We start from the raw sequence: 24,766 nt of genomic DNA on the forward strand, positions 1-24,766 counted from the left end.
GAAAGATTATTTATGGTATATGATTCCAATAATCCATATTTGTAATGATTTCGACTATAATTTTGCGATCTCCTTCACGTATTTCATTGGAAGCATCTTGAGGAGCATAGGATATTTTTTTGCCTACCCCTCTTGATTTTAACATTTCACTGGGAACGCCTTGCTGAGTGAGAGCCTTGATTACGGCATTCGCACGTCTTTGTGACAATCCCATATTATATTGCAGTGATCCTTTAGCATCGGTACATCCTGTAATGAGATATCTCTTATTCGTGTCGGTCATCATGATTTGGGCTATTTTATTAATAATGCTAACCGATTTTTCCGTTATGTCTGCCTTGTCAAACTCAAAATATATATTGTTAAATAAATCACACAATACGTTTGCATGGGGCGGGGCTTGTACTACTTTTTCTACAATAGTAGGCTTCTCTATTATTTTCTCCACAACCTTTTCTACATATCGGATTTCCGGTTTTACTTTTTTAGATTTGCCACCGATACGCCATATAAACCGTACTGTCCCTTGCCATGAGTTAGCTATATGCTTGTATGGCATTATAAGATAGTCTCCCTGCAGCCCTATACCGATTCTGTCATTAAGCCACATGTTTACTCCTGCTCCCAATGAAATGGGAAGCAGATTGTGTTTGTCATCTCCCTCTTTATTGTAGTCGTTTGACAAATTCCATCCCATTTCCTTTCTGTTGAATTCTTCTATTCCATTGTAATTGACGTTGAAGTTCTTATACATATAGTTCACTCCTGCCCGCAGAAAAGGGTCGATATAGCTGGAGTGGAAGTACTCACCCAGACGCCATTGAAATCCCAAACCTGCCATACCTACCCACCTTGATTCGTGTCCATTGCGTACGGGGTCTGAACTATAATCCAACATCCCCTGCAGGTCCAGATAAAAATGAGAATTAAGCTCCCGGGCAACATACAGGTGTCCTCCAAAAAGGAGATCCCTTTTGCTTGTATTTATAGTATAGCCATCTTTATCGTTTGTTTGGAAATTAATCACATTAAAGCGTGTCATTTGGAGTCCTGTACCTCCTATACCTATTTCCCAGGCTTTTTTAGTACGTTTCATGCCAACATGGGTATTGTCTCCATCTGTACTATTCCTTGAGGACTTTTGTGCATTGGCTGGCAAACCGATGCACACAACAGAAATAAAGAATAGTATTGTATAAATCTTATGTAGGTATATCTTTTTCATATTCTTATTCTTCATAGGTAACTTCTACTTCTGGTAATTCATAAGAGTTGTTATAGTTCTCAATAATAAATGTCTTGTCATCCTTTCCTTTTTTAAGATAGCCTTGATAGTATCTATAAAAATACGAAGAACTATTATTATTTATGTAAATGGATGAATTTAAAAATGGTGCAAATACTTTAAAAGTTGGAACTTCGGCGGAAGAACTATTGTTGGAGCTTGAAGCTTTTTGTGAACCGGCTGTTGAAGTAAATTCGAATGTAATGTAAGCCATTTTAAGTTTTTTGGCTTCTTCTTCAGTATAAGCTATCGGTTCGACATGATCTATTCCATTTTCTTTTACCGTGCGTGTAGTTGATGATTTATAGATTTTTGTGAAATCTATCTTTGAAAAATCCAATTCACCTTCAGCGGACGAGAAGTTAGGTGCTTCACTGTTGGATATTGTTTTAAGCTTCAGCTTTTTTAGTGTAGGACCCATTTGGAGAGGAGCTAATAAACATACACCGTTCCATTGGAAGTTTTCTCCATAATAAGGCTCTCTGGCTTTTACCGTGTAGTAAACATCTGTGCCGTCCCAATATTCAGATTGATTGTTCTTGAATTTTCCGGGATTCTCCTGAATAAACCGATAAGTATAAATATAGTAATAATATCCTCCGTTGCTTGAACTGGTGCTTTGACTTGAATATAGTTTTTTGTCTGACAAAATGCTGTTTGGAATATTTTTATCGGAGACTCTATAGGCATCTAAGTTTCTTGAACCACTATTTGGTAAATAGGAAGGGATATTCTGCCATTCATCTTCCGGATTTACTTTTCGTTGTATGTAAAAATATAGATATTGATATTCGTATAATGAATTCGAGTTGTCTCGAAGGATCATTCTCATACGTACTTTATTAGGAACATAAGTGTTTTTGGCAGATTGCTGGGGTGCTTTTCCTGCTATGGTGACTTCTTTTACCGTTCCCCAGCGCAGGTTCACATCCTGGATTTCAGGAAGGTCTTCTTTAGGGACGATAAATTCTCCTTTATCATCGGCAATATATACCTTTTCTGCGCTGATACCGGGCATGCCTTTCACTTGGGCTTTGGGCGCAATCTGCCCGGTTTCGTCATAAACTTTATAAAGTACCCCACCGTCAGAGGTACGTACATATTCACCATATTCCGATTGGGAATATTGTACAATAACATTGGGTACTCCTTTGATGATGGTTACTTCCGTTCCCGGTTTGCCCGGTTCTCCCGGTTTTCCATCTTTACCGTCTTCGCCATCTTTACCGTCTTTGCCACGCAGATAGTTGTAAAAATCATCCAATGTATTTTTGTCACAGTTCCATACACCGCCATTTCTATGGTCAGTAAGTGCATTTGATGTACCACAACGTTTAGCTAAGTCATTCTTCCATAATTCATAGGCTGATAGACCGTTCGTTCCGTTTATGCCGTCTTTTCCTGCCAGATAGTCGAAGAAATCCTTTTCTGCCACTTTATCGGAGGGCCATTTTTGTCCAGGATTCTTGGGGTCATCCACATTACCTGCAATTACAGTTTCTTTCCATAACTCATAGGCTGATTTTCCATTACTGCCGTTCGTTCCGCTTAAGTAAGTGTAAAAATCCGCCATTGTGATTTTGTCTTTTGGCCATGATGCATTGTTCTTGTCTTTGATTTTATCATTTTTGACATCATTGACCCACAATTCATAAGCAGATGCTCCGTTTACACCATTTTCGCCTCGTGCTTTTATTCCAGTATCTTTATTGCCTATCCACCAATTTCCATTAGTGCCTATTTGCGGAGATATACCATTATCACCTTTTGTACCCTGTGCTTTTATTCCGGTGTCGGTATTGCCTATCCACCAGTTTCCATCTTTTATAACCGGAGTAAGTCCATCAGCCCCTTTTTCACCTTGCTCTCCTTTGGGACCTTGAGCTGCAATTCCTGTGTTGGAATTTCCTATCCACCAATATCCGTCTTTAATAAGAGGGGTAAGCCCATCACTACCTTTTTCTCCTTGAGCTTTTACTTTTGTGTCAGAATTATTAACCCACCAGTTTCCATTAGGACCAATATAGGGGGATGTACCGTCTTTGCCGTTATTTCCTTGTTTTCCTTGTGCAGAAATACCTGTATCGTGGTTTCCAATATACCAGTGTCCATTTTCGCCGACATGTGGAGTTATTCCATTCTCACCGTCTTTTCCTTTGAAGTATAAAAAGAAATGTTCCATTGTTGTTTGATTTTTTGGCCAGTTTATACTTCCATTGATTACAGCATGTTTCCACAGATCATAGGCGGAAAGCCCGTCTTTCCCATTAATTCCGTCTTTCCCATCTTTACCTATTGCTTTTATTCCGGTATCTTTATTACCGATATACCAGTTTCCGTTTTCACCAATGTGAGGTGTTTGTCCGTCTCTGCCACTGAGGAAATCCCAAAAATCAGTTTCTGTGTTTTTTGAAGAAGGCCAAATTTGGGAAAGATCATGGGGATTAGCTACATTTCCTTGGGCTATTAAAGCTTTCCATTGATCGTATGCAGATAATCCATCTGTACCTTTATCTCCCTTTTCTCCTTTGATGTAAACAAGGAAGTCCGTCAGATTAGTTTTGTCGGAGGGCCAATTTACACGACCTGCTTCAACTTCTTCTTTCCATATCTCATAAGCGGATTTTCCATTGACTCCCTGAGGCCCTTGAGGTAATTCAAAGTTAATATTACTACACGAAGAAAAGAGAATACTTAGGAGTAATATTACCCACCAGTTCTTGCGTTCTTTTTTTGTATGCATGACTCTAAATAATTAAAAATGATTAATATGTTTTGTTTGGGTGCAAATTTCAATGTTTTCTCATAAAAGACAGTTATGTATTAACTAAATACGTGTACATATAAATATATATTGCTTTTATATTTATGAAGAAATGGTTGTCTATTATGTACGGTATTTGTATTTAAGTATTTGACGGTTTTTTATTTAATTATTTATTTATTGAAGTATATCACAAAAAGAGTTTCATACTTTATCTGTACTTCCATTTTTACGTATTTCATTGGGAGTTGCTCCAATATTCCTTTTGCAATAGGTTGTAAAATGAGAAAATGTTTTAAAATGGTATTCTAACATTATTTGTTTGATAGACAAAACATTCTCTCTTAATTTGAACTCTATTTCGTATGATGTCTGTTTTTGTAACCATTGATATGGAGTTAGTCCATGGAAATATTTTTTAAATAACTGGGTAAAAACAGGTTCATTATATCCGCATAAGTTTGCTAACTCTTTGGCTGTTCTGCAAGTTTTATAATGAGTCATAACAGAGACAAAGAATTGTAGATTCTTTGATAATGTATCGCGAAAAATAGAAGCTATTTCATATTTGTTATAGCAGATTCTAAATAAGGAGAAAAGTTCATATTCTTTAGCTCGGTGTAAATCCGGAATTGCTGTTCCATTTTTCATATAATCTACTAACAGTTCCAGGTAAGAATGCAGTAATGGATGGATTGGAAGGACTTCTATCGGCTTTGCTTCTTCAATAGTTATATCTTGTAAATATTCTACTATCCTACTATGAAGATAAGGTGCAACTATATTGCTAGCATGAATAACAAGTTGCACGTCATTCATTGCTCTTATTTTACATTTATTTAGACTGCTGATGAAAAATAATTCATTTGGCATAACCATTAACGGCATTGATTCCATCTGATCTCTGAAAACGCATAATGATCCTTTCAGTATAAAACAGACCTGAAATTCATGGTTCTTATTTAAATCTTGGACTATTTCTCCCTCATCAATACAAAAATATCTGAACTGGCTGAATCTGGATAATGCAAGTGGGTCACGATATAATTTTTCTAATAAAGTTTGTACTTTCATTACTTGTAATATATGTTAGACATAAACGTTTTAAGGAGAAAATGATTTTTATATATTTTTATTTTACAAATATAATTTCATAATTATATATATATTGGAGTCCAATGATGATATAAAACTAAATCAATGTTGATATGAAATCTATTTTGTAATTTATGTAAGCTTAGTGAGATATAATAACATATATTGTAGAAGAAAAAAAAGAACTTTTATTGTTTCTTATATAGAGTAGATTTATTTTTTGTACTTTTGGGCATGAATTAATAAACAATTTATTATGATGACACCGCAAGACAAAGAGCTGCTCACCCAAAAAGGCATCTCTGAAGAACAAATAGCCAGTCAGTTGGCTTGTTTCGAAAAAGGTTTTCCCTATTTGAAGTTGTTTTCCGCCGCTTCTGCGGAGAATGGCATATTGGCTCCCGATGCCGATGCGCAGAAAAAATACTTGGATGAGTGGGAAGCATATACGCAAACGGATAAAACCGTAGTCAAGTTTGTGCCGGCTTCTGGGGCGGCCAGCCGCATGTTCAAGAATCTGTTTGAATTCCTTGAAGTTGACTACGATGCCCCTCAGACGGACTTTGAAAAAACTTTCTTTGACAACATAGGGAAGTTCGCTTTTTATGACGATTTGAATGCTTGTTGCAAGGAGTCAACGGATAAAGACATTCCGGGGCTGATGGCTCTTGGAGAGTATAAGGCGGTAGTTGCCGGCCTGCTTGCTTCCGCCGGGTTGAACTATGGCGCTTTGCCTAAGGGATTGCTGAAGTTTCATAAATATGGCGATGGCAGCCGCACTCCCTTGGAAGAGCATCTGGTAGAAGGTGCACTCTATGCCGCCAACAAAAACGGCAAGGTGAATGTGCATTTCACTGTGTCTTCCGAACATCGAACTTTGTTCGAAGCGCTGGTGGACGAGAAGGCAGCCGCTTATGCCAAGAAATATAGCGTGGATTATAACATCTCTTTCTCCGAACAGAAGGCTAACACCGACACTATTGCCGCTGATATGGATAATAATCCGTTCCGCGACAATGGCAAGCTACTGTTCCGTCCGGGTGGACATGGCGCATTGATTGAAAACCTGAATGACCTTGATGCGGACATCATCTTTATCAAAAACATTGATAACGTAGTTCCTGATAAGTTGAAAGGTGACACCGTGTTGTACAAGAAGCTGATTGCGGGGGTGCTGGTGACCTTGCAGCAGCAGGTTTTTGCTTATTTGCAATTGCTGGATAGTGGCAAATATACCCGTGAACAGATTCTGGATATTCTTCAATTTGTGCAAAAGAAGCTTTATTGCAAGAATCCCGAAACCAAGAGCCTTGAAGATGCCGAACTGGTGATTTACTTGAAAGGGAAGCTGAACAGGCCTATGCGTGTCTGTGGCATGGTGAAAAATATCGGTGAACCAGGCGGTGGACCGTTCCTTGCGTATAACAGTGACGGTACTGTGTCATTGCAAATCCTGGAAAGTTCGCAGATTGATATGGATGATCCGGAAAAGAGGGATATGTTTGAGAAAGGCACGCACTTTAATCCGGTGGATTTGGTTTGTGCCGTAAAAGACTACAAAGGGCATAAGTTTGATTTGGTGAAGTATGTGGACAAGGCTACGGGGTTTATCTCACACAAGTCCAAGAATGGGAAGGACTTGAAGGCGCTTGAGTTGCCGGGACTGTGGAATGGGGCCATGAGCGACTGGAGCACGGTATTTGTGGAAGTTCCTTTGACTACATTCAATCCGGTGAAGACGGTGAACGACTTGCTGAGAACACAACATCAATAATTGATTCACTTATGAAGAAGATATTTTTTACTTTATGCGTTGTCTTGTGTGTATGCGAGGATATTTTTGCCGGAAAAAACGAGAAACCGTTTGTAATTCCCGAACTGAAGGAGTGGAAAGGGGCTGAAGGTTTTTTTTCTGTCTCGACAGAGAGCAGGATAGTCTATGGCAGTGAGGCGTTGCTTGGAGTGGCGGAGCAGTTTGCCGCCGATTATCATAAGATGTTCGGGGTATCTCTGAATGTAGCTTTGGGCTCTCCCCGTGACGGTGACTTCTTTCTCACTTTGGGAAAAGACAAGAAATTGGGAAAAGAAGGCTATTCCATCCGCATTGGCGGAAAGGTGACCGTATCTGCTCCGGAAGCGATAGGGGTATATTGGGCCACCCGCACCTTGTTGCAGATGAGTGAACAAGACGCATCCTGTCGCTTGCCCAAAGGAAGCCTGCGCGATTATCCTGATTATGCGGTGCGCGGCTTCATGATGGATTGCGGACGGAAATTCATTCCGATGGATTATTTGGATGATCTGGTGTCCGTGATGTCATACTATAAAATGAATGTCCTTCAGGTGCATCTCAATGACAATGGGTTCAAACAGTTTTTCAATAATGACTGGAACAAGACTTATGCCGCTTTCCGCTTGGAGTGCGAAACGTTTCCGGGGCTTACAGCCCGCGACGGTTATTATACGAAAAAAGAATTCGTGAACTTTCAGAAAACGGCGGCCGGACGTTTTGTCGAAATCATCCCGGAGATAGACGCGCCGGCGCATACATTGGCTTTCAGCCATTATAATCCCGAATTGGGCAGCAAAGAGTATGGTATGGATCATCTTGACTTGTTCAATCCGGAAACATATATGTTTATGGATGCTTTGTTCAAGGAGTATTTAGGGGGTGAGTCACCCGTATTCTGCGGCTCTAAAGTGCATATAGGGACGGATGAATACTCTAACAAGAAGCAGGATGTTGTAGAAAAATTCCGTGCGTTCACCGACCGCTACATCCGCTTGGCGGAGAGCTATGGCAAGCAGGCTTGCGTATGGGGAGCCCTTACGCATGCCCGGGGGGTGACACCCGTGAAATCCGAAAATGTGATAATGAGCGCATGGTACAATGGGTACGCCGATCCTAAAGCAATGGTGGAACAAGGGTATAAGCTGATCAGTATCCCTGACGGACTGGTATATATCGTTCCAGCGGCAGGATATTATGCCGACTATCTGAATACGAAATATCTGTATGACAACTGGACGCCGGCGCATGTGGGTAAGGTGACGTTTGATGAGAAAGATCCCGCCATCCTCGGAGGAATGTTTGCCGTATGGAATGACCATGTAGGCAATGGCATTTCGGTAGCGGACATCCATCATCGCTTATTCCCGGCTTTGCAGACACTTTCGGCGAAGACATGGACCGGAAAATCGGTTTCTGTGGCTTATGCTGAATTTGAGGAGTTGCGCCGGACAATGAGTGAGGCTCCGGGCGTGAATCGTCTGGGCAGGGTGGGTGACAGGCATTCATTGGTGCTGGAAAAGGATGAAGTGCTTCCGGGCACGAAATCGCCTTATACTGAAATAGGCTATGATTACACTGTTTCGTTTGATGTGGAGGCCGCTCCGGAAGTGCGTAATACTGTTTTGTTCAGTTCGCCCAATGCTACGTTCTATTTGTCCGATCCCATAAGCGGAAAGATAGGATTTGCCCGTGACGGTTATTTGAATACCTTTAATTATCAGTTTTATCCTTCAGAGAAAGCAAACGTGACGATTGTGGGAGACAATGCTTCCACATCGCTGATTGTAAATGGAAAGTTGATAGAAAAACTGGACGTGGAGAAACGGTATTGGACTCCCAAAGATACTACCGCCTATGTCCGCACCTTGTTTTTCCCATTGCAGCAAGCCGGTGACTTTAAAAGCAGGATAAGTAACTTGAAAATATATAATTATTGTAGATGATAGAACAGATGAAAAAAATCTTATTGTTAGGGTCCGGTGAGTTGGGCAAGGAATTCGTTATTTCGGCCCAGCGCAAAGGGCAGTATATCATTGCGTGTGATTCGTATGCCGGAGCGCCCGCCATGCAGGTGGCGGATGAATGCGAAGTGTTCAGCATGTTGGATGGTGACGCTTTGGATCGTGTGGTACGCAGGCATCGGCCGGATATCATAGTGCCAGAAATTGAAGCCATACGCACGGAGCGTTTATACGATTTCGAGAAAGAGGGTATCCAAGTGGTTCCGAGTGCGCGTGCCGTAAACTTCACGATGAACCGCAAGGAGATACGTGACCTTGCCGCCAAGGAACTGGGCTTGAAAACCGCTAAATATTTTTATGCAAAGTCTTTGGATGAGTTGAAGTCTGCCGCCGGAAAGATCGGTTTTCCTTGTGTGGTGAAGCCGTTGATGTCTTCTTCGGGCAAAGGGCAGTCTCTTGTCAAGAGCGCTGACGAACTGGAACATGCCTGGGAATATGGTTGCAATGGCAGCCGTGGTGACATCAAAGAACTTATCATCGAAGAATTTATTAAGTTTGATAGCGAAATAACTTTGCTCACCGTGACTCAGAAGAATGGCCCTACCTTGTTTTGTCCGCCTATCGGACATGTACAGAAGGGAGGAGACTATCGCGAAAGCTTCCAGCCTGCGCATATAGACTCTGCCCATCTGAAAGAGGCGCAGGGTATGGCAGAGAAGGTGACCCGCGCACTGACCGGGGCAGGACTTTGGGGAGTGGAGTTTTTCCTTAGCCACGAGAATGGAGTCTATTTCTCCGAACTTTCTCCACGTCCGCACGATACGGGTATGGTGACTTTGGCGGGTACTCAGAACCTCAACGAATTTGAGCTTCATCTGCGCGCCGTGCTTGGCCTGCCCATTCCGGGCATCAAGCAGGAGCGTATCGGGGCAAGTGCCGTTATACTTTCGCCAATTGCCAGCCAGGAACGTCCCGGCTATCGCGGTATGGAAGAGGTCACAAAAGAGGAAGATACCTATATTCGCATTTTTGGCAAACCTACCACTCGTGTCAACCGCCGGATGGGAGTTGTTTTGTGTTATGCACCGTTGGATGGTGATCTTGATGCCCTGCGCAACAAGGCAAAGGTCGCCGCAGCCAAAGTGGAGGTTTATTGAAGTTCCCCTTTATACACAAATGCCTTGTTGCCGAAGTCTGTCTGCGGCAACAAGGCATTAGCCTTAAATATTCCGTAAACGGATGAGCCCGAGCCACTCATTGAGGCATATATGGCTCCTTGTCTGTACATTTCTTCTTTTACCTCTTTTATAGCTGGAAATTGCGGGAATACGCTTTCTTCAAAATCATTGGCCATGAGTTCTTTCCATTCTTCAATGGGATGCTGTATGATTGTCTTCAAAGATACGTCGGGGCGATGTGGCTTTATCTGGGCAAACGCGTCTTTGGTCGAGACGAAGATATCCGGTTTTACCAGCCAGATGCGGAAACCTCGTAGGGAGAGCGATACGGGAGAGAAGATGTTTCCTATGCCTTCGGCATACACAGGTTCGTTCTTAATGAAGAATGCGCAATCAGCACCCAACCGGGCAGCATATTCTTCCAGTTCTTGAGGTTTTAGTCCTAAATGGAACTTCTCATTCAGCAGTTTCAGCATAAAAGCCGCATCTGCCGACCCGCCTCCTAATCCTGCTCCTGAGGGAATATGCTTGAACAGATGGATGTCTATCGGAGGAAGATTGTATTTCTCATCTAATATTTTATAAGCTTTTACCACTAAGTTTTGTTCTGTTTCACCCGCTATTTCCAGTCCCGATTGGTGAAGGTGGTGTTTTCCGCTTCCACTGTTCATTACATTGACTTCCAATGCATCTTCAACAAAAACCGGATAGAAGATGGTTTCCAGATTATGATAGCCGTCAGGGCGTTTCTCTGTTATGTTGAGACCCAGATTTATTTTGGCATTCGGAAAAACAAGCATTTGTCTAAATATTAATCGTTTGTATATGGATGTCGCAAAGTTAATAAATAAATAGCAACTTCTCACCATTTGATCATCGGGCGATTAAATAAAAGAGTTATCTTTGCTCTTCCTTTCTCTGAAAAGAAAGAAAAACAGATATTATTTCACGCTTAATATTTAATTCTCGTGGCAGAACAAAGAAGAACATCCCGTGCTCCAAAGAGCAAGACATCGCAACCAATCACTGATTATGGACGTATTCAGCCGCAAGCACCGGAGTTGGAAGAAGCCGTATTAGGTGCTTTAATGATTGAAAAAGATGCTTATTCATTGGTAAGTGAAATTCTCCGTCCAGAGTCATTTTACGAACACCGACATCAGTTGATATATTCTGCAATTACAGACTTGGCCGTAAATCAGAAGCCAGTAGATATTCTTACCGTAAAAGAACAGCTTTCTAAGCGCGGTGAATTAGAGGAAGTTGGTGGCCCATTTTATATCACCCAACTGAGCAGTAAAGTAGCTTCTTCTGCACATATAGAGTACCATGCCCGTATCATTGCTCAAAAAGCACTGGCTCGTGAGTTAATAACCTTTACTAGTAATATCCAGAGCAAAGCTTTTGATGTGACTCTTGATGTGGATGACTTGATGCAGGAGGCTGAAGGAAAGTTGTTTGAAATTTCTCAGCAGAATATGAAAAAAGATTATACACAGATTAATCCTGTTATAGCCGAAGCGTATGATCTTATTCAGAAAGCAGCAGCTCGCACTGATGGTTTGAGTGGATTGGAGAGTGGTTTTACCAAGTTGGATAAGATGACCTCCGGCTGGCAAAGGTCCGATCTTATCATTATTGCTGCCCGTCCTGCGATGGGTAAGACGGCATTTGTACTTTCAATGGCAAAAAATATTGCTGTAAATTTCCGTAATCCGGTTGCATTATTCTCTCTTGAAATGAGTAACGTACAATTGGTGAATCGTTTGATTTCTAATGTATGCGAAATTCCAAGCGAAAAAATTAAAAGCGGACAGTTAGCTGATTATGAATGGCAGCAGTTGGACTACAAACTACGTGATTTGTTGGATGCTCCGTTGTATGTGGATGATACACCATCTTTGTCCGTATTCGAATTGCGTACCAAAGCCCGCCGTCTGGTACGTGAACATGGTGTGAAAATTATTATTATTGACTACCTCCAGTTGATGAATGCAAGTGGTATGGCATTTGGCAGCCGTCAGGAAGAGGTGAGTACCATTTCACGCTCTCTGAAAGGATTGGCTAAGGAATTGAATATTCCCATTGTAGCTTTGTCACAGTTGAACCGTGGTGTGGAGAACCGTGAAGGCGAAGAAGGCAAGCGTCCTCAGTTGAGTGACCTTCGTGAGTCCGGAGCTATTGAACAGGATGCCGATATGGTGTGCTTCATTCACCGTCCTGAATATTATAAAATATATACGTCTGCCGATGGAAGTGATTTGAGAGGTATGGCGGAAATTATTATAGCTAAGCACCGTAACGGTGCTGTAGGAGATGTGCGTTTGCGGTTTATCGGCCAATATACACGTTTTCAGAATCCAGAAGATGATATGGTGATTCCACCTCCTACAGAGGGAGGGGGAGCGACATTTGGTTCTCGCATGAATGCTCCTATAAGTAGTTCTTTTACTCCGCCACCTCCTTCTGTAGCAGATTTTCCGCAGCAGACAGACAATCCTTTCGGTGGAGTGAGTGCGGATGGACCATTACCGTTTTGATTTTTGCACTATTCAGTCTTTTTTGTATTTTGTGCTTTTTTGCATTTTCGCTTATATTCAGAAGGAGAAAGATTGGTTTGTTTAGTAAATGCTCTGCGGAAAGTGCTGATTGCATTGAATCCAGACCGTATTGCTATTTCTGTAATATCGGTATTCGGTTCATTCTCAAGTAGAAATTTACTTTCTTCTATACGGAAGTTATTGACGTAGTCGGAGAAAGATGTCCCTAATTCTTTATTAAATAGTTGGGATAAGTAAGTACGGCTAATCGGAAATTTTCTTTGCACATCAGCAAGATTCAATGTACCACAAAGATAAGGTTTTTCCATTTCAAACCATTGGTTGATTTCTTGGATATAAGTGGCTTTGGAAGGATTGCAGTAGTTGTCTTTTGCTTGGCTTTTCTTTTCCTGAGGAATTGGAATTTCCCATCCAGAAATGAATGAATGCTGCCAGGGAATTTCTTTAAGAAACAAGGCTTTATAAAAGAAATAGTACCAAAGAATTAGGATACAACTTTTGTCGATGATGTATAGTAATTTGTTATAAGTTAATAATAATATGAAATAAAACATGTACATTGCTGTTAAAACTATGATAGTTCTGTTTAACCAATTTAAGTCGTAGTCTTCCGGATTAGATACATTTTCAATAAGAAAACGAGTGTACTCTTTTTTATAACAGATTGTCAGATAAATAGGAATAATCATATACATGATGTTAACCAATAACAATATATATTTGATAGTGATGTCAATTTCAGGAGAAGTCAATAATGTATTATCGAATAAAAGGTTGGAATATTTTGCGTTAAAGAGACAATATATACAGAATATGAGAGTACAAACAAATGCCGGTGAAATAAAAATAAGAAAGCGTTTACAAGTAAGATAACCAGGACGCAAAATTTCTATTACATAGCATGTGGTGGTCGCTATTACGAAACTTCCTGTAATTAGAACAATTGGATGTAAGATGGTTTGAGGCTGACCTGAAAATGGATTTATTGTTAAATGTACCCCAATTAAAAGTGCCCAAAATAGCATGCTTAATCCTAATATATGTTTGGCTTTATTTCTTCTGGGGTGAAGTAAAAGAGTTAAACCACCCCAAAAACATAAATTGAAAATCATTAAACTTAAAAAAAAATGTGCTTTTTCTAACATATTGGTTGAGGCTTTTTATTATATATCAATAAATTAAGTAACATAACTGAATAATATGTTGCTTCTGTATAATTTGAGCATTATTCATTTTTGTACGTTTTGACTTTTAGTTTGAATTATATGCTCTCAATCTTTTATATTATTCCTATAATTTTATATCATATTCTTTTGCTACAAATATATGAAAAAGTGTTTTTTTTATAACTTAAAATTATTTTTTATGAGAAAACCAACATTAATTTTTATGCTATTAGGGATTATGCTGATTCCTTCATTAGTGAAAGCGCAGAGATTTAGGGCAAGTTTGGATATCGGTTTGTCCAAAAGTGTTTTGAATAGTGATGTTTCTAATCTTGCCAATACATGTTATGAAACTAAGACTGGAGTTGCGACGGGAGTTAATTTTGAATATAATTTATTTCAAGATTTTGTAGTGGGAACAGGTCTGAGATTTATGCAGAGAAATTATGAATATAGAAAGACAGATCACATTACAGGCACGCACACTTTATATGAAAATAATTTTATAAATATACCATTAAATGTGGGGCTGTATATTATCAATAATCCTTATAAAGAAAAGGGAATATGGCTAAAACTTCAAGCTGGCCTTTTTTATGAATATTTTACGAGAATGCATAGACAAGGAGATTATCCTGTTTTTGCACAATTGCAGGAGGATAATTCTTTTATCAGTATGAGAGTAAGTGAAACGTATGATTTTGGCAAAAATGAAAATAACTTGAAAAGAAATTTATTTGGGATAGAAGGTAAGGGAGAAATTGGTTGCTCTTTTAGAAATATTGATGTTTTTGCTTCATATACATATCAGTATGGATTTAGTGATATTTATAAAGCAAAGACTTCCTCAAACCGTAAATCAAATAGAATTTCAAGCATAATATCATTGGGCATTGCCTATAAATTTTAATTTTATGAATTATGGAAATAAAGAATAGTAAATGGACTGCACTCTGTGTTTTATTTTTGGGACTGTTTTCTTTTATCAGTTGTGTTGAAAATACCCCTGAATCTGTAAAGGAACCAGGGCGATATACGAAAGATGATATAAAGTCATATTCCGATCTTTTCGATGTTTTTTGGACTACCATGGATCAAAAATACAACTATTTTAACGAGCAGAAGCAGGATTGGGAAGTTGTGTACAATGAATATTCTCCAAAATTTAAAGAGCTTAAGACATTCAATAGGAATAAACAATACAGTAGAGCGGAGATATCAGAGGATTGTGACAAAGCCATACAATATTTTAAAGACATCATTGATCCCATTATAGATCGACATTTTTATGTGAAAATATCATTTCCCGTGTCACATAGTTACTTTAAGAGTGTCTATTTTCGAGGTGGAATGAAAAATGAAGAAACAATATATACTTATCCTTTTAAATATAAGTATGCATATATGAAATCCAGAGTACAACCGATAACGGGAATTTTTGGAGAAAAGAATGATATACTGGGTGGTTTCTTGTTGGATAATCCAGATATCTATTATTTCGGATTTGAATCATTTATAATAAGTCGTGATTATATACTTTCGTTTGATGATGATTATTTGGGAATAGATGATAAGAGTCTGTACTATTTGGCTGAAACAGAAATAAAAGACACTGTTGCAAGTAAAGTGAATAACTCTGCTGCAGGAAATATTCTGATTGAAAAATCCGTGGAATGCGTGAATAAATTCAACTCTTTTATAAAGTCTGAAGTTGCAAGAAAAGCTATAAATAAAATGAGAGATTTTAATCGATCGGAAAGAATAGATGAGGATTTTATTGAGGCCTTATTTAAGGCAAAAGAAAAAGCCCCTGATATAAATAGCGAATTATTGCTATTAAATAAAATTCAAGAGTTTGTTTTAAATCCTGATTATACAGAATGGTTTAAACAACGCCTGATGAAGCATTTGCAGTTTGCATGTGAATATCCTATTTTTCTTTCACATATAGATAAAGGTCTCAATAGCCAATATAAGATAGATTTCTACAAGAATTTTTTAACTCCTCTCAGGGAAGGTAAGATAAAAAAGATAATATTGGATTTTAGGGGAAATGGTGGAGGTATGGTCCTTGATGCAAGAACATTTATAGATCGATTTATCACTCGAAATACTGTTTTTGGTTATCAAAGATTTAAAGAAGATAATAATCCTTTCAGTTACACTCCATGGATTCCTTGTATGACTAAAACAACAGATGTTGGAATAAAAAAAGAAATCCCTATAGTTATCCTTATAGATAAAGAGAGTGCAAGTATGTCTGAAATTAGTACTTTGATGTTAAAAAGCCAGGGAGAGCATGTAACCGTTGTAGGACATTATAGTGCTGGCGCAACTGCTGGTTTAGGAGATTCGGATCAGTTCAATGGAGGATTGAGAGAAAAAGTAGGCGGTTATCTGGAATTTTATATGCCTTTGCTTGCAATGCAAGATGCCTCTCACACAGTAATAGAAGGCGTAGGTATTAAACCCGATGTTTTACTGGAGCCACTAACTGAGGAGGAAGTTTATGAAATGATTATTTCGCCTAAAACTCACATTGATCGCACATTGGAGCAAGCTATAAAACTTTTGGAGAAAAAATAAAATTGTGCAAATAAAAGTTCTTGTTATGTTGTGAAAGAAATTGTTCTTTTAGGAAATGAACAATAGTTTTTGATTAGATGATGTTGTAATTATGTAAACTTCCGCAATAATATGTGTCTGGTAGCACATATTTATTGCGGAAATAAAACAAATGTATAAAAAGGTGTGTTTATTTCTTCATTCTCAATACCCGGATTCCTGTCCACTTGCTATTGTCTTGCAGCATCTGTGACAGGGCAACCTTTGAGACAACGACTTTCTTCTGGGTGGAAGAAGCGTGCAATAGGGTGAGTTTACCGTTTACATAGAAGGCGATGCCTAAGTGGGCTACATCCAATCCTGGAGTATTAGTGGCGATAGCAATAATATCTCCATCTTTTATCCAAGGCATTCCTTTGACAGGCAGGTCGGCTTTGGGAAGATAGTGAACGGTTTGTCCGGATAGTGATTTCTCAATCTCTTTCATTTTTGCTACATTCTCTTTAGAGTTGGTAAGTTGCTTGTACTGCTCAGGATGGGAGGACATGTAAGAGATGGACAGCTTTTCGGTATCAGAACAATAGCTTGCCGACATATCTTTAAGGAAACCGTTGCGTACTCCATTGTTAATCCAATCTGCAATGTAGTGCAGACGCGAGGTATAACCGTCAATCTTGCCGTCACGATAGCGTATTTTTTGCAAATTGTCCGCAAAAGCGCTTTCAGAAATATCACCGTTGGCTTGTTTGGGAGTGAGAGATTCAGCCAAAATATACTCTACAAGGGTAGTACAATCCACTTCATCGCAATTGATGATAAGTTCTTCGGGGCCATCCACTTCCAACGTATGAGCTACGTACGGAACATCTACATACTTTATCCCATTGCTCAGCATAACGCTTTTATCTTGTGCAGACGCCGAAGCCATTACTGCCGCAGCACAAAGAGCACTGAACATAAGTTTAGTCATTACTTTCATTGTTTTCTTTTTTGATTATTATTCTATTTGTCTTTAAAATAAAAAGGATGCAGCAAATTTACTACATCCTTTTCATAAAAGATTAATCCGGGGGGATTAAAATTCAAGATTACAGGATAATTTTTTTGTAACCGTTATTTTTATTTTTCGGCCACCGGAAACACAAGCCCCTCGCGCAGCCACTTTTCCAGCTCGCATGTCCATTGGCGTTTGTAGGCAAAACCATCGCGAAATCCCCATCCGTGTCCGCCGGTGGGATAAACGTGCAGGCAGGCGGGTACTTTCTGGTCGCGCAGGGCAAGGAAATAACCGATGCCATTGATGGGAGGCACTGCACCATCGTCCGAAGAAAGCATGATGAATGCTTGCGGAGAATGTGAGGATACCTGTCTTTCAAGAGAATATTTCTGTTCAAGCTCCAATGGAGGGTTTTCTCCAAGGAGGCCTTTGCGTGAACCTTCATGGGTTACACCTTTCACCATGGAGATTACCGGATAGAATAGGATTTGAAAATCGGGTCGTGTCTTTTCACTGCTGTAAAGGGAGGCAAGCGAGGCAGCCAAGTGCCCTCCCGCCGATGCTCCCATGATACCGACACGTTGCGGATTGACACCCCATTCCGTCGCATGCTTGCGGACAAGAAGCATGGCCTGTTCCGCATCCGAAAGAGGCACTTCATGATGCCCGTTCGGCATGCGATACTTCATGACTATATAAGTGATGCCTTGCGCATTGAACCAGGAAGCCATATCGTGTCCTTCGTGATTCATGGCGAGACGGACGTAGCCACCACCCGGACACATGATAATTGCCATGCCGTTAGGCTTGACTGCAGGATAAACCGTGATAGAGGGATTGACCACATTAGCCATCCGTCCGCCATCCAGGTCTTCTTCCACGCCATCCAGTCCATTACTGCTGGGTGCGCCATCGGGCCACAAGGGAAACTCAATGGGATTTTGGGCAAATAACATTGTTGTCATAAACGATATAGACAGAATTAGGAATTTCTTCATGGTAGCCTTGTTTTTATTTTATTTTCATCGAAGCTTTAATGAAATAAAGAATCAGGACGGCATAAGCCCCGAGAGCCAGAACTTCGGACCAAGAGTTCTGCAACCATGCGTCGTTGATCAGATTGATGCCTCCAAAACGCATGGCGGCACTGACTACTCCCATTAACGCGCCACCGGCAATGAATCCGGACGCAAGCAAGGTCCCTTTTTCTCCACGTTCGGTATTGAGGGAAGCATTCTTGCTGCGACTGGTCACGTACCAGTTCATTGCACCGCCTACTACCAATGGCACGTTCAGCTCTAACGGAATGAACATGCCCAATGCAAATGCCAGTGCGGGGATTTTACAGAAATTCAGGATAACGGCAAGTATAGCCCCGATGCCATATAATAACCAAGGAGCACCGACACCGTTCATCAATGGCTCGATTACGGCAGCCATCGCGTTGGCCTGCGGTGCTGCAAGTTGTCCGCTGGTGAAGCCGTATGTCTTGTTGAGGATAATCATTACCCCTCCCACCGTAGCAGCAGAGACTATTGTTCCAAGAAACTTCCACGCTTCCTGTTTGGCAGGAGTACTGCCAAGCCAGTAGCCAATCTTCAGGTCGGTAATGAATCCGCCTGCCATAGACAACGCAGTACAAACGACTCCGCCCATAACGAGTGCGGCAACCATGCCTTCGGGACCTTTCAGGCCGACGGCCACCATTACTACGGACGCTAAAATCAATGTCATCAGTGTCATGCCCGAAACCGGATTTGTACCAACAATAGCGATGGCGTTGGCGGCTACCGTGGTGAACAGGAAAGCAATGCCGGCTACGAGTAAAATAGCTACAACAGTGTGTATCAGATTTCCTTGCATTACATCAAAGTAAAAGAACAATACTACCAATGCCAGCGTAATAATAGAGCCGATGGCAATGATTTTCATGGGAAGGTCGCGCTGCGTACGCTTTACGTGAATGTCTGCATTGGATTTTCCACCCATTTCTTTTGCTGCCAGCCCTACCGCACCTTTGATGATGCTCCATGACTTGATGATACCGATAATGCCTGCCATGGCAATGCCGCCGATTCCGATGCTCTTGGCATAATATTTGAAGATTTCTTCAGGAGCCATAACTCCTATGGCGTCTGTAATTTCGGGATTCCATTGGTTCAGTATGCTGTCTCCCCAAATAAGAGACATGCACGGAATGATAATCCACCATACGGTCAGTGAGCCAGCACAGATGATGGAGGCGTATTTCAATCCTACGATATAGCCCAAACCGAGTACGGCTGCACCAGTATTTACTTTGAATACTAACTTTACCTTTTCGGCCATCATTTCGCCGAAACTGCAGATGCGGGTAGTAAAATTTTCATTCCACCAGCCAAAGGTAGCCACGATGAAGTCGTACATACCGCCGATGATACCCGCCATTAATAATGGTTTGGCCTGATTGCCGCCTTTCTCACCGGAGACGAGCACTTGTGTAGTTGCCGTAGCTTCGGGAAAAGGATATTTGCCATGCATATCGCTTACAAAGTATTTACGGAAAGGAATAAGGAAAAGAATACCCAATATGCCGCCTAATAAAGAACTTATAAATACTTGTGTGAAGGTCACGGTAATTTCTTTGGGATAACTTTCTTGAAGAATATACAAGGCCGGCAAGGTGAAGATAGCTCCTGCTACGATAACGCCGGAACTGGCGCCGATGGATTGGATAATGACATTCTCGCCTAACGCATTTTTTCGTTTTGCAGCACCGGATACGCCGACGGCAATAATGGCAATGGGAATTGCAGCTTCAAAGACTTGTCCTACCTTCAGACCCAGATAGGCGGCAGCGGCCGAAAAGATGATTGCCATAGCAATTCCCCATGATATTGACCAAAAGTTTACTTCAGAATATCTTTTGTCCGGACTCATCAAGGGATTATATACTTCACCCGGTTTCAATTCACGGAAAGCACTTTCCGGCAGTCCGGTAATCGGCTTTTCTTCTTCTTGTTTCATAGTTCGATATATTTTAAATTATAATTAGTCTTTTCGAGGATGTAAGCGGCTTTTCAGAGAAAGCTATTTTTTCATCTTTTGAAAAGCGGCTTTAAATAGGCTTCAAAGTAAGCAAAAAAAAAGGAGAATTTTTCAATTCTCCTAATTCTATTGCAGTGAAAACGCTTATTTGACATCTTTTGCCGTCATATCTCCTTCAATGAACAATCTCATCATTTCTGTTTTGGCATTGGTACGCAGAGTGATGGACTTCTTGAAATGTCCAGGATATCTGCCTGTTCCGTTATAGGTAACTTTTACAGTACCTGTTTTGCCAGGCAGAATCGGCTCCTGTGTATATTCAGGTATGGTACAGCCACAGGATGCAACAGCCTGATGGATAACTAATGGAGCATCACCTATATTGGTGAACTTGAATGTATAAGATACCACTGGGCTATTTTCGGAGAAAGTCCCGAAATCATGCGTAGTCTGTTCAAACTTAATGTCTGCTTTTCCTTGTGCATAAGCATATCCAATACTCATGACCAACATCATCATATAGAAAGCAATTTTCTTCATGTTCTTGTCTTTTTTATATTATAACAGGGGCAAAGGTAAGCTATTCTCATTAAAAGAGGGTTTATGATGTGCAAAATTGTATTAAATTCCTCTTACAAGGTATCTGGGCGTATGATTAATAATGAAAAATAGGGAAAACGAAGGGTCTCTATCCGGTGAATGTCATTCAGATATTTTTCATTTGGAGTTCCTATATTCTCAAAGTAATGATATTGGTATTCCGGATGCAAATGGAGGCATCGGTGCACTTCGTCTGTACATTTGGATAGTTTCATAATGATAACTACAGTTTTTTCACAGATCAGTTTTTCTATTTCTTCTGTGGTAGCGATACCGGGTATGACCGTCAGGCGTTCGTCTTGGCTGGCAACATGCAGCCCGCTCCATGCACCGGCAGCAATGAAGGCGGGAATACCGGCTATGTGCATTACCGAAATCCCATTGGCATGCATCTTCTCAAAAATATAATGTACGGAAGAGTAGAACCCTGCGTCTCCTTCAGCTACGATACAGATTCTTTTATCTTTCTTATACAATAAAAGTGCTTCCATGTAAACATGCTCATAGGCTTTTATGGCTTTTTCTCGCTGTTTGCTCATGGAAAGTGGAAAACGATGGATGCTATTTTCGGGAATATTCAGTTGGTGCATGATGTTTGCCGCACGTGAGGTAGTCTGTCCGTCTTGCATACGGGTTTCAGGACAAAAAATGCAGTCGGCTTTTTGTAAGGCTTTAAGTCCTTTGACGGTAATTAATTCCGGTTCACCCGGACCGAGAGATACGAAGATGATTGGATGCATGTGATTATTTAATTGAGATTATGAGGATACAAAATTGAGGAAATAATCGGTACTAAACAAGATATGCCCTATCTTTGTTATATTTATTAAATGAATCTATTATGGATTACCAGTTTAACACACGTTTAAATGGCAATATAGCCATGACATATCATTTTCATGAGAATATGTCATTGAAATGTGACAAGACATTATATAAGTTTATTTGGGTACAGAAGGGGGTATTGTCAATAGAAGTGGATCATATTCCAATGCGCCTGTCTGAAAATGAGATTATTACTTTGACGCCATTGCATCATTTGGAGGTGAAAGAAGTAAAAGGTGAATATCTGACCTTTGTGTTCAATAGCAATTTTTATTGCATCTATGGGCATGACAATGAAGTATCTTGCAATGGTTTTCTTTTCTATGGTTCATCAAGGATTATGCGTTTGTCATTATCTACCGAACAGTCCTTCAACCTGTATGATATCGTTCGTATTTTTCGTCAGGAGTCCTCCGTACAGGATAATCTTCAGGAAGAGATGTTGCGTATTGTACTGAAGCGTTTCATCATAACCTGTACGCGCATTGCTCGCCTGAAATTTGATGTAAAAAAGGATGACGAGAAAGCTTTTGATATTATTCGTCAATTCTATGTATTGGTAGATCAGAATTTTAGAGAGAAAAAGCAAGTAAAAGATTATGCCGATATTCTCTGCCGTTCTCCTAAGACCTTGTCCAATTTGTTTTCTGCTTGCAGTCTTCCATCTCCATTGAAGGTTATTCATGAACGCATAGAGGCAGAGGCAAAAAGGCTGTTATTATATACAGGGAAAAGTGCTAAGGAAATCGGCTTGATTCTAGGATTTGAAGATTTGGCTTCGTTCAGCCGATTCTTCAAAAAGATGACTGGAGAGGGTGTTTCGGATTATAGAAAAAGGGTGCAACGGGAAGAATTGCCAATAATTGAGGAATAATTGCTATTCCATATATGTACTAAAACAGAGAACTTTGCAAAAACAAAAAAGTTATTTTGAATAATTGATTAAAATAGAATGAAAATGAAAACAAAATTGCAAAATCTGTTCGTGACTGCGTTGACACTTGCTGCTTCTGTTCAAAAACTTGGTATTAATCTAATCCGTGTTGCCATTTTGGTTATTTTTGTGTGGATTGGTGGCTTGAAATTCTGGAATTATGAGGCGGAGGGGATTGTTCCTTTTGTGGCAAACAGTCCTTTTATGAGTTTCTTTTATACAAAGAATGTACCGGAATATAAGGAATATAAATTAAAGGAAGGTGAGTTCAATGAAGTGAAACATCGGTGGCATGTGGAGAATAATACATATGTCTTTTCCCATGGTTTGGGCATTCTTATTATGATGATAGGTATTCTTACATTTATGGGGATTTTCTTTCCGAAGATCGGATTAGCAGGAGCCGTATTAGCTGTTATTATGACTATTGGTACGCTTTCTTTTCTTGTAACTACTCCTGAGGTATGGGTTCCTGATTTGGGAAGTGGAGAACATGGATTTCCATTATTGACGGGTGCAGGCCGTTTGGTGATAAAGGATACAGCCATTCTTGCAGGAGCTATTGTTATACTGTCGGACAGTGCGAAAAAAGTATTGAATCAATTAAAGAAATAGGTTATGAAAAAGTATGATGCCATTATTATCGGGTTCGGCAAAGGTGGTAAAACGCTTGCTTTAGAGTTGGCAAAGCGTAACTACTCTGTTGCTGTAGTAGAACGTTCGAATAAAATGTATGGAGGCACTTGCATCAATATTGGTTGTATCCCGACAAAAACTTTGGCACATGCTGCGAAGTTGGCAGATAAAAATGCTTCTTGGATCGCGAAGCAGGCATATTATCGCCAGTCTATTACGCAGAAGGAAGAAGTAACTTCTTTGCTACGCCAAAAGAATTTCCATAATCTGGCAGATAATCCTTATATAACAATATATACAGGTGTAGGCTCTTTTGTCGGGTCGGATGTTGTGGAAGTACACATGGCAGAGGATGTTATCCTGTTACAAGCATCGCAAATTTATATTAATACAGGTGCAGAAACAGTTATTCCTCCTATAGAAGGAATAAGAGATAATCTGAAAGTATATACCAGCACCACCATTATGGAAATGACGGAATTGCCAGCTCGTCTTGTTATTGTGGGCGGTGGCTATATAGGCCTGGAGTTTGCTTCTATGTATGCTTCTTTCGGTTCACAGGTGACGATACTTGAAGGTTATTCGGAATTGATTCCAAAAGAAGACAGAGATATAGCAGCTAGTGTTCAGGAAGTCTTAGGACGAAAAGGTATTGTTTTCTGTCTGAATGCACGTGTATTGTCTGTACATGATTCAGTAGTTGTTTATCAAGATGCGGCAACAGATGGAAAATATTATTTGGAGGCTGATGCAATATTGTTTGCTACGGGGAGATGTCCTGCTACGAAAGAACTGAATCTGAAAGCAGCAGGTGTGGAAGTGGATGAGAGGGGTGCAATTATTGTTAACGAACATCTGCAAACTACTAATTTGCATATTCGTGCTATTGGTGATGTGAAAGGAGGTTTGCAATTTACATATATTTCTCTTGATGATTATAGGATTATACGTGAAGATTTATTTGGAGCAGGTGACCGCAAAATGACAGATCGCGAACCGGTAAGTTATTCGGTATTCATTGATCCACCTCTTTCCCGGATAGGTATGAGTGAGAAAGAGGCTCGTAATAAAGGTTTGGATATAAAGGTAAATACGTTACCGGTAGTTGCTATTCCACGTGCTAAAACTTTGGGTGATATTGATGGTTTGTTCAAAGTCATTGTGGATGCAAATACAGATAAAATTTTGGGTTGTACTCTTTTTGGTCCGGATTCGAGTGAAATCATTAATTTGGTTGCCATGGTTATGAAGACGGGACAAGAATACACTTTCCTGCGGGACTTTATTTTTACTCATCCAAGCATGAGTGAGGCACTGAATGAGTTGATGAACTTATAAATTTGTAGTATGATATATGGTAATTTATAGGGAGAGAGTTTG

Annotated in this window: 19 protein-coding genes; 9 read left to right on the forward strand and 10 right to left on the reverse strand. The window is 40.2% G+C overall.

What is annotated here, in order from left to right; translation table 11 throughout:
* Positions 1–10 precede the first annotated feature (10 nt).
* The 3 genes from BACHE_RS10845 to BACHE_RS10855 form a co-directional block, all read right to left on the reverse strand.
* A complete protein-coding gene (locus BACHE_RS10845) occupies positions 11–1,225 on the reverse strand; it encodes an OmpA family protein (RefSeq protein WP_013547749.1) in 1,215 nt (404 codons plus the stop codon).
* 4 nt (positions 1,226–1,229) lie between these two features.
* Entirely contained in the window at positions 1,230–4,028 is a 2,799-nt protein-coding gene (locus BACHE_RS10850; RefSeq protein ID WP_013547750.1) for a collagen-like domain-containing protein, read from the reverse strand.
* 225 nt (positions 4,029–4,253) lie between these two features.
* Positions 4,254–5,123, reverse strand: coding sequence for a helix-turn-helix domain-containing protein (locus BACHE_RS10855; protein WP_013547751.1), 870 nt, complete (start codon positions 5,121–5,123; stop codon positions 4,254–4,256).
* Between the two features lie 277 nt (positions 5,124–5,400).
* Here BACHE_RS10855 and BACHE_RS10860 point away from each other — a divergent pair, with 277 nt between their 5' ends.
* From BACHE_RS10860 to purT, 3 genes are read left to right on the forward strand one after another with little or no spacing between them, the layout of a single operon-like run.
* Complete coding sequence (locus BACHE_RS10860) at positions 5,401–6,918, forward strand: DUF4301 family protein (RefSeq protein ID WP_041579356.1); 1,518 nt, start codon at positions 5,401–5,403, stop codon at positions 6,916–6,918.
* An 11-nt stretch (positions 6,919–6,929) separates the two neighbouring features.
* Complete coding sequence (locus tag BACHE_RS10865) at positions 6,930–8,879, forward strand: family 20 glycosylhydrolase (RefSeq protein WP_013547753.1); 1,950 nt, start codon at positions 6,930–6,932, stop codon at positions 8,877–8,879.
* 8 nt (positions 8,880–8,887) lie between these two features.
* The gene (purT, locus tag BACHE_RS10870) at positions 8,888–10,054 is read left to right on the forward strand and encodes a formate-dependent phosphoribosylglycinamide formyltransferase (protein ID WP_013547754.1); all 1,167 of its coding nucleotides are present in this window, start codon (positions 8,888–8,890) and stop codon (positions 10,052–10,054) included.
* Here the strand turns inward: purT and ispE are convergent.
* The gene (gene ispE, locus BACHE_RS10875; RefSeq protein WP_013547755.1) at positions 10,048–10,875 is read right to left on the reverse strand and encodes a 4-(cytidine 5'-diphospho)-2-C-methyl-D-erythritol kinase; all 828 of its coding nucleotides are present in this window, start codon (positions 10,873–10,875) and stop codon (positions 10,048–10,050) included. The genes purT and ispE overlap by 7 nt on opposite strands.
* Before the next feature lie 168 nt (positions 10,876–11,043).
* On the opposite strand from ispE, the gene dnaB reads away from it, so the two are divergent.
* Positions 11,044–12,615 (forward strand): replicative DNA helicase, encoded by a 1,572-nt coding sequence (gene dnaB, locus BACHE_RS10880; RefSeq protein ID WP_013547756.1) that lies wholly within the window; start codon positions 11,044–11,046, stop codon positions 12,613–12,615.
* Between the two features lie 8 nt (positions 12,616–12,623).
* Here the strand turns inward: dnaB and BACHE_RS10885 are convergent, their stop codons facing one another.
* Entirely contained in the window at positions 12,624–13,781 is a 1,158-nt protein-coding gene (locus BACHE_RS10885) for an AraC family transcriptional regulator (protein ID WP_013547757.1), read from the reverse strand.
* Positions 13,782–14,001: 220 nt separating this feature from the next.
* Between BACHE_RS10885 and BACHE_RS10890 the strand changes: the two genes are divergently transcribed.
* The gene (locus BACHE_RS10890; RefSeq protein WP_013547758.1) at positions 14,002–14,712 is read left to right on the forward strand and encodes an outer membrane beta-barrel protein; all 711 of its coding nucleotides are present in this window, start codon (positions 14,002–14,004) and stop codon (positions 14,710–14,712) included.
* An 11-nt stretch (positions 14,713–14,723) separates the two neighbouring features.
* Positions 14,724–16,388, forward strand: coding sequence for a S41 family peptidase (locus tag BACHE_RS10895; RefSeq protein WP_013547759.1), 1,665 nt, complete (start codon positions 14,724–14,726; stop codon positions 16,386–16,388).
* A 169-nt stretch (positions 16,389–16,557) separates the two neighbouring features.
* Here BACHE_RS10895 and BACHE_RS10900 read toward each other — a convergent pair whose 3' ends face one another.
* The 5 genes from BACHE_RS10900 to BACHE_RS10920 form a co-directional block, all read right to left on the reverse strand.
* On the reverse strand, positions 16,558–17,346 hold the full coding sequence (locus BACHE_RS10900) for an N-acetylmuramoyl-L-alanine amidase-like domain-containing protein (protein ID WP_013547760.1): 789 nt from the start codon (positions 17,344–17,346) through the stop codon (positions 16,558–16,560).
* A 140-nt stretch (positions 17,347–17,486) separates the two neighbouring features.
* Positions 17,487–18,362 carry an alpha/beta hydrolase gene (locus tag BACHE_RS10905; RefSeq protein ID WP_013547761.1) on the reverse strand — a complete coding sequence of 292 codons (876 nt, stop codon included), beginning with the start codon at positions 18,360–18,362 and terminating at the stop codon, positions 17,487–17,489.
* A gap of 13 nt (positions 18,363–18,375) precedes the next feature.
* A complete protein-coding gene (locus BACHE_RS10910; RefSeq protein ID WP_013547762.1) occupies positions 18,376–20,370 on the reverse strand; it encodes an OPT family oligopeptide transporter in 1,995 nt (664 codons plus the stop codon).
* Between the two features lie 165 nt (positions 20,371–20,535).
* Entirely contained in the window at positions 20,536–20,931 is a 396-nt protein-coding gene (locus tag BACHE_RS10915) for a DUF1573 domain-containing protein (RefSeq protein ID WP_013547763.1), read from the reverse strand.
* 92 nt (positions 20,932–21,023) lie between these two features.
* Complete coding sequence (locus BACHE_RS10920; RefSeq protein WP_013547764.1) at positions 21,024–21,731, reverse strand: precorrin-2 C(20)-methyltransferase; 708 nt, start codon at positions 21,729–21,731, stop codon at positions 21,024–21,026.
* A 101-nt stretch (positions 21,732–21,832) separates the two neighbouring features.
* On the opposite strand from BACHE_RS10920, the gene BACHE_RS10925 reads away from it, so the two are divergent.
* The 3 genes from BACHE_RS10925 (at position 21,833) to BACHE_RS10935 (ending at position 24,724) form a co-directional block, all read left to right on the forward strand.
* Positions 21,833–22,690 (forward strand): AraC family transcriptional regulator, encoded by an 858-nt coding sequence (locus BACHE_RS10925; RefSeq protein WP_013547765.1) that lies wholly within the window; start codon positions 21,833–21,835, stop codon positions 22,688–22,690.
* 84 nt (positions 22,691–22,774) lie between these two features.
* The gene (locus tag BACHE_RS10930; protein WP_013547766.1) at positions 22,775–23,365 is read left to right on the forward strand and encodes a DUF417 family protein; all 591 of its coding nucleotides are present in this window, start codon (positions 22,775–22,777) and stop codon (positions 23,363–23,365) included.
* 3 nt (positions 23,366–23,368) lie between these two features.
* Positions 23,369–24,724 (forward strand): FAD-dependent oxidoreductase, encoded by a 1,356-nt coding sequence (locus tag BACHE_RS10935; protein WP_013547767.1) that lies wholly within the window; start codon positions 23,369–23,371, stop codon positions 24,722–24,724.
* The last annotated feature ends 42 nt before the right edge of the window (positions 24,725–24,766 follow it).

The organism is Bacteroides helcogenes P 36-108 (assembly GCF_000186225.1).
GTDB lineage: Bacteria > Bacteroidota > Bacteroidia > Bacteroidales > Bacteroidaceae > Bacteroides > Bacteroides helcogenes.